The organism is Catenulispora pinistramenti, assembly GCF_018274385.1.
In the GTDB taxonomy this organism is placed as follows: Bacteria; Actinomycetota; Actinomycetes; order Streptomycetales; family Catenulisporaceae; genus Catenulispora; species Catenulispora pinistramenti.
This window is the reverse complement of sequence record NZ_JAAFYZ010000283.1, coordinates 1-11,963: the sequence shown is the minus strand read 5'-3', so window position 1 is coordinate 11,963 and position 11,963 is coordinate 1. Positions and strand designations below refer to the sequence as shown.

Annotated in this window: 12 protein-coding genes and 1 pseudogene; 6 read left to right on the top strand and 7 right to left on the bottom strand. The window is 69.3% G+C overall.

The window, feature by feature from the left end; genetic code table 11:
* The 3 genes and pseudogenes from KGQ19_RS53180 to tnpC form a co-directional block, all read left to right on the top strand.
* Positions 1 to 112 (top strand): annotated as a pseudogene (locus tag KGQ19_RS53180) (flavodoxin); the annotation flags it as partial.
* Between the two features lie 263 nt (positions 113 to 375).
* Positions 376 to 798: an acetyl-coenzyme A synthetase N-terminal domain-containing protein gene (locus KGQ19_RS43650; protein WP_212020664.1), complete on the top strand. Its 423-nt coding sequence runs from the start codon at positions 376 to 378 to the stop codon at positions 796 to 798.
* A 55-nt stretch (positions 799 to 853) separates the two neighbouring features.
* Positions 854 to 2,275, top strand: a complete 1,422-nt coding sequence (gene tnpC, locus KGQ19_RS43645) for an IS66 family transposase (protein ID WP_212020662.1) — start codon at positions 854 to 856, stop codon at positions 2,273 to 2,275.
* An 83-nt stretch (positions 2,276 to 2,358) separates the two neighbouring features.
* On the opposite strand, the gene KGQ19_RS43640 is transcribed toward tnpC, so the two are convergent.
* A complete protein-coding gene (locus tag KGQ19_RS43640) occupies positions 2,359 to 2,790 on the bottom strand; it encodes a hypothetical protein (protein ID WP_212020660.1) in 432 nt (143 codons plus the stop codon).
* A 158-nt stretch (positions 2,791 to 2,948) separates the two neighbouring features.
* Here KGQ19_RS43640 and KGQ19_RS43635 point away from each other — a divergent pair, with 158 nt between their 5' ends.
* Positions 2,949 to 4,685, top strand: a complete 1,737-nt coding sequence (locus KGQ19_RS43635; RefSeq protein WP_307856691.1) for an acetoacetate--CoA ligase — start codon at positions 2,949 to 2,951, stop codon at positions 4,683 to 4,685.
* Positions 4,686 to 4,714: 29 nt separating this feature from the next.
* Positions 4,715 to 5,905 (top strand): hypothetical protein, encoded by a 1,191-nt coding sequence (locus tag KGQ19_RS43630; protein WP_212020656.1) that lies wholly within the window; start codon positions 4,715 to 4,717, stop codon positions 5,903 to 5,905.
* 145 nt (positions 5,906 to 6,050) lie between these two features.
* Here KGQ19_RS43630 and KGQ19_RS43625 read toward each other — a convergent pair whose 3' ends face one another.
* The 3 genes from KGQ19_RS43625 to KGQ19_RS43615 are packed head-to-tail and all read right to left on the bottom strand — an operon-like array spanning position 6,051 to position 9,045.
* The gene (locus KGQ19_RS43625; RefSeq protein WP_212020654.1) at positions 6,051 to 7,283 is read right to left on the bottom strand and encodes an SGNH/GDSL hydrolase family protein; all 1,233 of its coding nucleotides are present in this window, start codon (positions 7,281 to 7,283) and stop codon (positions 6,051 to 6,053) included.
* Positions 7,280 to 7,651, bottom strand: a complete 372-nt coding sequence (locus KGQ19_RS43620; protein ID WP_212020652.1) for a nuclear transport factor 2 family protein — start codon at positions 7,649 to 7,651, stop codon at positions 7,280 to 7,282. Before KGQ19_RS43620 ends, KGQ19_RS43625 begins: the two co-directional genes overlap by 4 nt.
* On the bottom strand, positions 7,648 to 9,045 hold the full coding sequence (locus KGQ19_RS43615; protein ID WP_212020650.1) for an MFS transporter: 1,398 nt from the start codon (positions 9,043 to 9,045) through the stop codon (positions 7,648 to 7,650). Before KGQ19_RS43615 ends, KGQ19_RS43620 begins: the two co-directional genes overlap by 4 nt.
* A gap of 139 nt (positions 9,046 to 9,184) precedes the next feature.
* Between KGQ19_RS43615 and KGQ19_RS52375 the strand changes: the two genes are divergently transcribed.
* Positions 9,185 to 9,931 (top strand): TetR/AcrR family transcriptional regulator, encoded by a 747-nt coding sequence (locus KGQ19_RS52375; RefSeq protein ID WP_212020648.1) that lies wholly within the window; start codon positions 9,185 to 9,187, stop codon positions 9,929 to 9,931.
* Between the two features lie 132 nt (positions 9,932 to 10,063).
* Here KGQ19_RS52375 and KGQ19_RS43605 read toward each other — a convergent pair whose 3' ends face one another.
* The 3 genes from KGQ19_RS43605 to KGQ19_RS43595 form a co-directional block, all read right to left on the bottom strand.
* Complete coding sequence (locus tag KGQ19_RS43605) at positions 10,064 to 10,483, bottom strand: ribonuclease domain-containing protein (RefSeq protein WP_212020646.1); 420 nt, start codon at positions 10,481 to 10,483, stop codon at positions 10,064 to 10,066.
* Between the two features lie 198 nt (positions 10,484 to 10,681).
* Positions 10,682 to 11,503, bottom strand: a complete 822-nt coding sequence (locus tag KGQ19_RS43600) for a CHAD domain-containing protein (protein ID WP_212020644.1) — start codon at positions 11,501 to 11,503, stop codon at positions 10,682 to 10,684.
* Positions 11,500 to 11,963: hypothetical protein (locus KGQ19_RS43595; RefSeq protein WP_212020642.1), on the bottom strand; the 464-nt coding region annotated here is incomplete at its 5' end. The genes KGQ19_RS43600 and KGQ19_RS43595, both read right to left, overlap by 4 nt.

Here is an 11,963-nt window from a genome sequence, read left to right as displayed (position 1 = left end):
GGGGTGGGAGCGGATGTTCCGGCCGGTGACGGTGACCGGGGAGGCTTCGAAGGCTGATTTGGAGCTGTGCTGGGAGTTGGGGGCGACGGTCGCCGCCGGGCTGATGCCCTGAGCATCGGTCTGCTTAAATGGCGGATCAGTCCTGCTCACGCCCAAGATTGCCGCGACGAAGCGGGGTCCTCTCAGCGCTCTGATATCCGAGCTCGACCTGCCCGACCTGGCGTTCGACGAACGCTTCCGGACCAACGTCCCAGCTCAAGGTCGCACCGTTGATCGTGGGTCCGGGTCAGATCCTGATTCCGGGTCAGATCCTGGTTCCGGGTCAGATGTCCGGGTGATGCGGCGGGCGGCGCAGTTGAGTGCGAAGGACAGCTGTTGGACCTGGAACGCCGCGCCACCTCTGTGGTAGTCGATGGAGTGTCCTGCCGCGGGGAAGATCTCGGCGTCGACATGTGGGGAGGCGGTGAGATCGGCGGTGAACTCGGCGATCTGCTCGTCATCGGTGATCCAGGGCGATTCATGAGACACGACGAGACCACGCCGGTCTGGATGCCCTCGGCCCGTGCGACCGCCGAAGCGGCGATCACCGAGTTCGCCCGCTTCGCCGGTGGACGTGGCGGCCCGCCATCCGACGCGCCCTACGAGCAGATGTGGCGGTGGTCGGTGCAGGACACGGCAGGTTTCTGGAGCGCCGTGGCCGAGTTCTGCGAGCTGGCGTGGGAAACGCGACCCGACGCGGTCACCGACGGCGCGCCGATGCCGCAGACCCGCTGGTTCCCCGTATCCATTCAGATGTGAAGGTCAGGATCTGATGGTGGCGGGACCTGCTTGATCTGTGACAGGGTTCTGTCTCGTGTTGTCGGGGCTGGAGTCGCTGTCGCGGGAGGACCTGCTCGCACTGCTCGCCCTGCAACAGCGGCAGATCGAGGATCTGAAGTCCACAGTCGTAGCGCTGACCGACAAGGTGCGTGACCTGGAGTCCCGGCTAGGCCGGAACTCGGGGAACTCCTCGATGCCGCCGTCTTCAGATATTTTCGTGAAACCCGAGCGGCGTAAGAAGCCCAGCTCGGGGCGACCGCGCGGCAAGGAGCCTGGTGCCCCGGGCATGTCGCTGAAGCTGGTGGAGCGCCCGGACCAGCAGTTGGACGAGTTCCCGCCGGAGTGCGGCGGCTGCAGGTCGGCACTACCGAAGGCCTCGGTCGGGTTCACCCGCCGCCAGTGCCACGACATCCTGCCGATCAGCGTGCAGATCACCGAGACTCGTTGGCATCGGGTGCGTTGCGGCTGCGGGCAGGTCACCGCCGCGAAGGTCCCGGACGATGTTCCGGACTGCCCGTATTACGGGCCGCAGTTGGCGACGCTGGCGGTGTATCTGCTGGCGTATCAGCATGTCCCGGTCGAACGCGCGGCCAAGCTGATCCGCGATGTCACCGGCGCTGCACCCTCGACCGGCTGGATCGCCTCGCAGTTGGTGAAGGTCGCCGGCCTGGTCGAGGCCCCGAACAAGCTCATCATGGCGCTGCTGATCCTGGCGTCGGTGCTGCACGCCGACGAGACCGCGACCAACGTCGCGGGCAAGAAGTCCTGGCTGCACGTGGCGTGCACCAACAAGCTGACGCTGCTTACCCTCGCGCCCCGGTCGAAGGCCGGTGCCGCGGCCGGCGGGGTGCTGCCAAACTTCACCGGCACCATGGTCCACGACGCGCTGTGGCTGTACCGCGGTTTCCCGGATGCCGACCACCAACTGTGCTGTGCCCACGTGATTCGCGAGCTCACCGCGTGTGACGAGAGGTTCCCCGGCCAGATCTGGGCCCCGCAGATCCGCTGGTCCCTGGCCGAGATGATCAAAGTGGCGGACGCGGCCAGGAGCGAGGGACTCGATCACATCCCGCCCGAACGGCTGCGCCGCTGGCTGATCTACTACAACTCCGCGATCCAGGTCGGCCTGCACCATCACCCGGTGAACCCGCAGTCCGACAAGCAGAGTATGGAGACGAACCTGCTGCTGCGCCTGCGCGACTACAAGGACCAGTACCTGCGCTTCACCGTCGGCCTTGCAGTACCAGCGACGAATAACGCAGCCGAGCGAGACCTGCGCCCGGTCAAGACCCAGTTGAAGATCTCCGGCTGCCACGCCTCGGCCACCGGCGCGAAGAACTGGCTCGCCGTCCGCTCCTACATCGTCACCGCGATCAAGCACGGCCTCGGTGCCTTCGACGCGATCCGCCAGGCGATCACCGGCCAGCCCTGGATGCCATCGATCGAGTTCGCCTGACTGTTGCCGCCCGATCGTTAAGGTGCGGGGTGCGGCGCAACAGTCATAGAGCGACGCCGGTATCGGCACCGTATCGGGGCCACTCAGCCGTGGTCGAGCGGCGTGTTACGTCGTTCGCTGAGATAGCTTCGCGGGTCGTAGTACCGCATGGCCTCGGCCGACGGTGCTTCCGCCATGACGCGATCTCCGGCGTCGGTCGTGGTGACCCACAGCACCTGTTCCAAGCCCTCGTCGTCGTAGAACCAGTTGCGCGGATTGGCTGTGGCACGGCCGATGGCCTCGATCGGCATGACCGGATCGCCAGCAAGCATCCCGTCGTGCACGACTACGAGGCCGCATGCCACGAGCGCGCTGACCGCCGCTGCGAGTTTCTCGGTGTAGCTTGCCAGGTCGTCCGGCTGCCACCACGGGTCCCAGCTGTCCAGGATCCAAGGCAGACCAGAGCCGTCTCCCGATGACGCCGCAGCCAGAGCGCACCGCTGGTGCTGGCTGAGGTCGCGCCAAGCCGTGGTCACGATCGCACCCTACAGCCAGCTCGGTCCAGTATCTGCCGCTGCTGCAGGTTGCAGATACCCGCCCAACAGTGACTCCAGCCCCGACGCCACGAGACAGACCCCGTCAGGCTTCAGGCAGGTCCTGTCAGGATCAGCTCCTGATCTTCAGATCTGAATGAATACGGTTCCCCGGCGGACGCCTCAACTACGCAGCTCAGGTGTTCCGGACCCCGCGTACCGGCCCGGCGGTTGTGGGCCACGACGAGACCGGGATCAGCCGGGCGCTGAGCTGGACCGAGCTGGAGGAACAGGTCGCGGGACTCGCCGCCACCTTGGAGGGACTGGGCGTCCGGGCGGGCGACCGGGTCGCGGGGTACCTGCCCGACTGTCCCGAGGCGATCGTGGCCTTCCTGGCCGCGGCGAGTCTCGGCGCGATCTGGGCCGGCTGCGGGACAGACCTCGCCGGGGACGCCGCGCGGGCCCGGCTCGCCCAGCTCGACCCGACCTGCCTCATCGCGGCCGCGGGCCATCACCATCGAGGGCGGTGGGTCGACCGCACCCCGGACGTGCTCGCCCTGCGCGAGGGCTTGCCGAATCTGTGCGCGACCGTGCTCGTCGGCGAAGGGCACGCCAGGGCCGGGGCCAGTGTCGAGTGGGTGCGGGCCGTCTCCTCGCCCGCGGGGCGGCGGCGGTCGTCGCCGGTTCCGGTGCCCGCTGAGCACCCGCTGTGGGTGCTGTTCACCTCGGGAACGACCGGCCCGCCGAAGGGCATCGTGCACAGCCATGCCGGGGTGGTCATCGAGCATCTCAAGACCCTGAGCCTGCACCTGGACGTCGGGCCGGGCGACCAGTTCTTCTGGTACACGACTCTGAATTGGATGCTGTGGAACCTCCGCGTCGGGGGACTGCTGCGCGGAGCCACCGTGCACTGCTTCGACGGCGCCCCGACCGCCCGCGCGCTGTGGGAAGTCGCCGAGCGCGGCCGGATCACCCACCTCGGGGTCAGCCCCGGCTACCTGAGCGCATCCCGCGACGCGGGGCTGCACCCGGCCGCCGGCTTCGATCTCGCCGCCCTGCGCATGGTCGGGTGCACCGGATCCGTGCTCACCGCACCGCTGCACCGGTGGGCGGCCGCGGAACTCGGCCCGCAGGTCCTGATCGGCTCGACGACCGGCGGGACGGACGTGGTCAGCGGATTCGCCGGCTCCGCGGCCACGGTGCCCATCCGGGCCGGGGAGATCGCCGTCCGCTGCCTGGGAGTGGACCTGCACGCCTGGTCTGCCGACCGCGAGTCGCTGACCGACGAGGTGGGCGAGTTGGTCCTCACCGCACCGATGCCGTCGATGCCGGTCGGCTTCTGGGGCGACCTGGACGGCAGCCGTTACCGCGCCGCCTATTTCGAGCAGTTCCCCGGGGTCTGGCGGCACGGGGACTGGGTGACGGTGACCCGCCGCGGCTCGGTGATCGTGCACGGCCGCTCCGACGCCACCTTGAACCGGCACGGCATCCGCATGGGCAGCGCCGACATCTGCCAGGCGGCCGAGGACCTCCCCGAAGTCGGTGAGGCGCTCGTGGTCGGCATCGAAGAACCCGACGGCGGCTACTGGATGCCGATCTTCGTGACCCTCACCGGCGGGCGGCGGCTCGACGACGACCTCGCCGCCGCGATCCGAGCCGCGGTGCGCGACCGGGTCTCGCCGCGGCACGTCCCCGACGAAGTGATTCAGGCACCGGGGATACCGCACACGCCCACCGGCAAGAAGCTCGAGGTTCCGGTCAAGAACATCCTGCGGGGCCTTACCGCAGCCGTGCAGAAGGACGCGGTCGACCGGCCCGAACTCCTGGAGTTCTACCGGGAAGCCGGCGCACGCCGACACCGCATGCGAGATCGAGAAAACGAAGGGACATCGCCGTGAATCCAGACATCGCCGTGAATACAGTCAGGGTGCCGGACCAGACATCGTCCGGCCTCGACGAATCCCCTTACCCCCTCGCCTTCGTGGCGGCGGAGGGGGCCGACGGCGCACCGAACGAGAACGCGCGCCGGGAGAACTCTTTCCGGTGCGAGGTCATGGGCCTCGGCCGCTTCCAGAAGGAAGGGCTGGTCGAGGATCTCACGACCGGGCGGGTGTGGCGCCTTGCCGCGGACGAGGGAAAGTACCTGCGCGGTACGGGTCTGGCGCCGGCCCCCCTCGCGCACTGGGCTGCCGGCCTGCACGGCGACGTCACTTCCCGCATCGCCGGCCTGGCAGCGGCGGAGCAGGTGCGGCTCGCAGACCTGGAAGTGAAGGTGTCCCAAGGGTTCGCCTCGCAGGGATCTTTCGCCCGGGGTGAGGCCGTCGGGCTGGTATTCGACCTCGCCTGGGAGTTCAGAGTCGGCACGGACGAGCCCGGGGATCGGATCGTCTCCCTCGTCGATCGGGCCTTGCGGTCCTCTCCCGCCAACGCGGCCATGGCCATCGGCAAGGAGGGCACCTTCGCGCTCTACACCAACGGGCGCGCGATCCCCGTCTCCGGTGTCCCGCAGTCCAAGGCCGATGCGCAGCCCGACCCCTTCAGACGTCATGCGTCGCGTCCGGCGCCGGCGGACGGTGACGACAGCACGCGCACTGTGTTGACCACGCGTCCGGGGACGGACAGCACCACGGTGGCCGGCGACGACCAATCGGGGGCGATCGGGTGGCACGTGGAAGCCAAGGGCCACTACGACTTCGAATCCGGAACGGTCACGGCGACGGTCCGATTCCCCGAGTTGGCCACCTCCGAAAGCTGGGCGCTTGTCAGCGACCGTGCGAACCGGCAGGCCCCGAGCCCGCTGTCCTACTTCTCGATCGGCACCGCGTTCTGCTATCACACCCAGCTGTGCCGCTACGCCGACGTGCGCCGGATGGGACTCAGCTCCCCACGATTGGTTCAGGCGAGCAGCTTCTCCGGCGACGGCGAGAAGGCCGAGGCCCGGGCGGTCGACACGCACCTGTTCCTCAGCGGCACGATTGACGAGGAGAAGGCGACCTCGCTGCTCGTCGCGGCGGCGAACACCTGCTACGCGCACCGGGCTCTCTCCGTCGATGTCACCACCGGACACGCGACACACATAGAACCGGTTCGAGAACCGGTTCGAGAACCGGTTCGGTAGCGGCCGGCACCGCGCGCAGGCCATGCTCGACGCAGGCGTGCGCGGCGGCGACCGGCCGGTGTCAGACCGAGTCAGCTTGGTTCAGGGCTGGCTCCGTTCACAGCGGGCCGCGTTCACAGCGGCCTCGGCTCACAGCCGGCTCAGTTCACAGCAGGCTGAGATCGACGGCGGCTGCCATCGCCCGATAGCCCGCGTCGCTGAGATGCAGATGGTCGCCGGAGTCGTGGGCGGGATCCAAGGTGTCGCCCATGGCTCGCGCGAGGTCGATGACGGCGTCGTACTCCCGCGACTCGCGGATCCAGGCATTGATCGTTTCGCGCTCGGCCTCGCTGCGCGGGGTTGAGTAGGCCGAGCCGCGGATCGGCAGCAGGGTCGCGCCGACTGCCCGCAGCCCGGCGGCGTGGGCGCGCCGGATCATGTCCCGGTACCCGGTGATGACCTCCTCGGCCGTGACCTCGGTGTACGGCTTGAGGACCGGGAACGGGGAGTCTCCTGCCAGCTCGCTGATCCCGATGTCGTTGATCCCGGCGAGGATCACGACGGTGCCCACTCCGGGCTGCGGCAGCACGTCGAGCCCGAGCCGGACCGGGGCGCGCTCGCCGAGCCAGGCCGAGTCGATCGTCACCCGGTTGCCGCCGATGCCCTGGTTCAGTACGGCACGGGGCCGTCCGGCCGCCGCCAGCCGCCGCGCCAGCAGGTTCGTGAATCGCTGGTCGGTGTCGGGTGTGCCGCCGGTCCCGTCGGTGAGCGAGTCGCCGAGGACGACGATGCCGTGGTCGATGTCGATGTCGTGGTCGTGGTCGTGGTCGTGGTCGAGGCCGTGGTCGTAGTCGGTGGCTCCTTCCCGTTCGTCGGCCACGTGGATGCCGCTGAGGAAGTACCAGGATCCGGAGGTCTCGGTGAACGTAGCGCCATCGTCGTCAGCACGTCGGTCGCCCGAGGCCCGGTGACTGGTCGCGAGTGCCTGTGCGTGGCACGTCGCCGGGCCCGAAGGCTCGGCCAGGTACATCGTGACGGTCACCGCGTCGAACGCCTCGGTGCCCAGCGCGACGCCGTCGGTGCTCACGTCCCCGCCGGCCGGGATGACGAAGCCGGAATCACCGCCGACCGTCACCGCGTGCACCGTCTCGGGCTTGACCCCGGCGCCTCCCATCCCCACGGGCAAGGCGACGCTCAGACCCGCGACCCGCAAAGGGGTCGTCCCATACCGGTTGGACAGCCGGATCCGCAGCGCGTCGCCGCCGATGCTCAGCCGGACGGTCTGGCGGACCGTCTGGTCCGCGAAGCCCGCCTCGGACCAGTTGGGCTCGAACCCCGCGCCCGGCATCTGCGGCGAGGCGGTCCAGGTGGCGGCCCATCCGTTCTCGTCGCGACTCATCCGAAGAACCCCACAACGCGGCGGATGCGGGTGTCGGCGCCGGGCGTGAACTCCACGACGTCGTAGCCGGTGGCCACAGTCCCCAGTTCCCAGGTGAAAAGTGCCTGATCGTGGTGCATGCCGAGCACGGTGCCCAGGGTGAATCGAAGGTCGCCGAACTGCTGTTGCGCCTTGTCGATCGCTGCCGAGAGTGCGGCGTGGCCCTGCAAGCCGGCGTAATCGGGGTCGCTGTAAACCGAGTCGTCGCTGAGCACTGACTCCATCAGCTTTCTGCGGGTGTCGCCATCGCGCTCGTTCCAGATCTCCAGGTAGCTGCTGATCAGGTCGGTGGGGATCCGGTCGGTAGGGATCAGATCGGTGGGGTTCACAGGTTTGCTCCTTCGAGGATTTCGGGGTCTACAGACTGTTGAGATACGGGCCGGGACGGTTCCAGGGCGAGGGCTATCAGGCCGCCGACGACGGTGATGACGGCCGCGGTCCACCCGGCGGTGTGCAGGGCGGCGAGGCGGTCGGATGAGCCGGTGGCGATGGCGACGAACAAGGCCAGGCCCAGCGCGCCGCCGATCTCCTTGGTGCTGCTGGCGAGTCCCGACGCGACGCCTTGTTCGTGCGGGGCGAGGCCGGAGCCGGCCGAGGCGAACAGGGTGACGAAGGCGACGCCGCCGAACAGCCCCCACACGATGCTGCCGGGCAGCAACGTCCAGAAGCCGCCGGTCGGCGTGGTGCCCGCGACCAGGATGGCGATGCCGACGCCGGTCCCGATCGTGGAGACGACGAGCGTGCTGCGGATCCCCCATCGGCCGAGCAGCGCCGGGGTGAGCTTCAGGGCGGCGATCATGCAGGCCGTGGTGAGCGGCAGGAACGTCAGTCCCGCCTTCAGCGAGCTGTAGCCGAGGACGGGTTGCAGGTAGGAGGTGAGGATGTAGTAGCCGCCGCCGAGTGTGCCCTGGAAGATCGCGATCACGATCATCGTGGTGGCCAGGCCGCGGCTGCGGGCCAACCGCAGCGGGATCAGCGGTTCGCGGGTACGGGCCTCCACCACCAGTAGCGTCACGAGCAGGACGAGCCCGGCGGTCAGCGCCCCGCCGCCGCGCAGCGTCCCCCAGCTGGCGTCCGTGCCGCTGGCCAGCCCGAACACCAGCAGCGCCGAGCCGGCGGTGGCCAGTAGCGCGCCCGGCACGTCGAAGCCGCCGGAGCTGGGGACGGGATCCGCGGGCAGCAGGATCGGGGCGGCGATCACGCAGCCGAGGGCCAGGGGGACGTTGACGAAGAACACCCATTCCCAGCCGAGGTAGTTGGTCAGGACCCCGCCCAGCAGGGAACCGGCGGCCAGACCCGCGCTGCCGGCCATGCCCCAGACGCCGAGGGCCCGGTTGCGCTCCGGGCCCTCGGCGAATCCGCGATAGATGAGCGTGAGGGTGGCCGGCGTCAGCAACGCTCCGCCGGCGCCTTGGACGGCGCGGGCGGCGACCAGGAGGTCGGAGCCGGTCGCCAGGCCGCCGGTGAGTGAGGCGACGCCGTAGATCGCCAGTCCGGCCATGAACATCCGGCGGGCGCCGAGCCGGTCCACGGCCCGTCCGCCGAAGAGCAGGAGTCCGCCGAGCCCGACCGCGTAGGCGCTCACCACCCACTGCACGGACGACGGGGTGAAGCCCAACTTCCTTCCGATGTCGGGCAGGGCCACGTACACGATGTTGTAGTCGAGAGCCACGATGAGCTGCGTCAAGGCCAGCAGGCCGAGGCGCAGTCGGTGTTTTTCCATCGAATCGACACTCCGTTGAGCGACTGGTGAGCGACTGGTGATCGCTGGTGAGCGCTGGTGAGCGACTGCCGTTAAATTACTACACGGCGTTCAATATAAGGCACGCCGTACAGTACTCCAACCCTGTAGAGTGTCAACCGTGAGCGAGCAGCAGCCCCCGAACCGTCGCGCCCGCCTCCGTGAGCAGACGACCGCGGAGATCAAGGCGACGGCGCTCGAACTCATGGCCGCCGGCGGCCCCGACGCCATCGCGCTGCGGGCCATCGCCCGCGAGATGGGGATGACGGCCGGTGCGGTCTACAGCTACTTCGCCACCCGCGACGACCTGGTCACCACCCTGATCGGCGACGTCTACACGGCGGCGGTGGCGTCCGCGGAGTCCGCCCGCGACGCCGTCTCCGACGCCGACCCCGGGGCGCGGATCATGGCTTGGGCGCTGGCGATGCGGGGGTGGGCACTGGAAAACCCCGAGGGCTTCCGCCTCGTCTACGGCGACCCCGTGCCCGGCTATCAGGCCCCTGAGGAAGGGGCCGGCAAGGAAGCCGAGCTACGTGCCTGCACCGGGCTCCTCGACCTCGTCGCCGCCGCCTGGCCCACGGCCGCCGCGCTCCAGTCGGACAGCCGACGTTATGAGTGGACTGATTTCGATCCGGTACTCGCGGCCCACGCCCAGGCGGACTTCCCCGGCCTGCCACCCGAGGCGCTCGCCCTGACGCTGCGGGTGTGGGGGCGCATGCACGGCTTGGTGGCGCTGGAGATCTACGGCCACCTCCGGGCGCTCGCGCATGATCCGGCGGCTGTGTATCGCGACGAGATGGAAGATCTTGTCGCTTCGCTCGGGCTTGGGGCTGGGGCTGGGGCCGAAACCGAAACCGAAACCGAATAGCGGCCGAACCGAATCACTCAGGCTCGCGCTACCCCCAATCCGAACAGGCTCGCACCACCGCCTCTGTCGATGGCGGCGGCGCGAGCCTGAGAACCGATCCCTACAGCTGGTAATCCCTACAGCTGGTAATCCCTACAGCTGGTAGAAGTCGCTGTAGTGGTCCGGCGAGTACCACACCTCGCCGTTGTTCATGTCCACGACGATCCGGACCGCGTCGCGGTGGGCGCCGCAGGAACGCGGGTAGACGTCGAACTCCTGGAAGCTGTCGCCGGAGGGCAGCTGGCCGTCGTCGTTGTAGTAGGTGCCGCCGGCGTAGTTGCACTCGCCGTCGGGCCAGTTGTACCAGCCCCGCGAGCTCGGGTAGTTCATCGACGACCAGATCGAGTTCGCCGAGACCGCGTCCGAGCAGCCGGAGACGGTGCAGGAGTTGTACACCGTCGCGTTCGCGGCGGGGCTGGCGATGACGGTCACGGTGACGGCGGACGCGGTGGCGGCGACGGCCACGGCGACGCGCTTCGTCCAGGACAAGCGCAGACGGCGCTGGGACGACATGGAACCTCCAGGTCGTGGGGGAAGGTGGTCACCGACACTGTGACGCCGATTCCGGGCCTTCGCTACAGGGCAATCCCTGTAGATCGCAGGAAACGCAAAGGTTCACCTGTCAGGACTCGGATACGTTCCGTGCAGGTGGCCTGGCGTTAGTGCTAGATCATCGGGTTGACCCGGCGAGGGCATATTCGGGGTCTGTTCCTAACCCCGGCACCGCCCGGCCCGCAGGCTCGGCTTCGCCTTCCGCCACGCGGCGTCGATCCGCCGGTCGAAGTCCCGGGAGTCGCAGCGCACCAGTCCGAGCAGCACGCCATAGGTGAAGGCGTTCTCTCCGGCCTGGTACGCACCGGCGGCCAGGTCGGAGAGTGCGCAGGAGGTGACCACCCGGTCGTGCTCCTCGCCGAGCACGTCTTGCAGGACTTTGATGGGCTTGGCCGGCCGGCCCAGCGCCTCGGCGGCGTAGCGGGCCTTGCGGGCGGCCTTGCGTGCCTCGTGCATCGCGATGTCGCGGTCCGCGCCGTGCGGCATGGGGAGCGCGGCGCGCATCCGGGTGCGGACGCGCCGGTGCAGGCGGGACAGGTCGGCGTCGGTGTCCGGCTTCACCGACGCGACGTAGGCGTCGAGGTCTTTCAGGAGTCTGCGATAGCGGGGCGAGTCCAGCGCGTCGCCGACGAGTCCGAGGGCTGATTCCCGCTCCAGCTCGAAGACCGCCTGGACCCGTTGCCGCACCGGACCCAGGACGTACTCCGGCGGTGTCCGCTCCAACAGGGCCAGCACCTGCGCCGACAGCACTTCGGCCTCGCGCGCCGGGCCGAGCGCGTCGCCGAGCCAGCCCAGTTCCCCGATCAGCGCGGCGCGGCGCCTGGTGCCCGGCAGGACGTCGGCGAACGTGCGCAGGTTCGCGCGCAGCGTCCGCGCCGCGACCCGCATCTGGTGCACGGCGTCCGGGGCGTCGTCGCGGACCGCCGGCTCGAGCGTGCCGAGCGCGGTGGCGTGGGCTCGCAGGGATGTCAGAAGGCTCATGTGGTGAATCCCATGTGCACGTGGTCGTGATGGGTCTGGTCGCTGAAGAACTGCGGGCCCGACAGCTGCCGGGGTCCGCCGACGTTGTAGGAGCCGAGTGCGGCCGCCCGGCGCATGAGGTTGTCGACGAGGGCGGTCGGAGTCGCGGGGTTCACGACAGCGTTGCCGTCGATTCGCCATACGTCAACTGCCCGGCCGCGCGGGTGGTCGCTGGGGCGGGTGGTGCCGAACACGTCGATCGGGTGGCCGGAGCGGACCACGCTGACCGTCAGCTCGTGTTCCTGGGCCAGCGTGAGCAGGACGTTCAGGACACTGTCGTGGACCTGGCCGCTGCGGACATCGGCTTGCGCGGCCGGCGGGAGGGTCACGCGGGTCTGGGCGAGCAGGGCGGTGGCGGCGGAGGTCAGGGTCGGGGCCGTGGCTCCGGGCTGCGAGGGGTTGACCTGCGTGACCCTCCCGG

What these genes read in the sequence shown, in the direction of transcription:
- KGQ19_RS43600 (WP_212020644.1), bottom strand. Translation starts at nt 11,503, where the DNA reads ATGAGCCTTCTGACATCCCTGCGAGCCCACGCCACCGCGCTCGGCACG.
- KGQ19_RS43615 (WP_212020650.1), bottom strand. Translation starts at nt 9,045, where the DNA reads ATGGAAAAACACCGACTGCGCCTCGGCCTGCTGGCCTTGACGCAGCTC.
- KGQ19_RS43625 (WP_212020654.1), bottom strand. Translation starts at nt 7,283, where the DNA reads ATGAGTCGCGACGAGAACGGATGGGCCGCCACCTGGACCGCCTCGCCG.
- KGQ19_RS43605 (WP_212020646.1), bottom strand. Translation starts at nt 10,483, where the DNA reads ATGTCGTCCCAGCGCCGTCTGCGCTTGTCCTGGACGAAGCGCGTCGCC.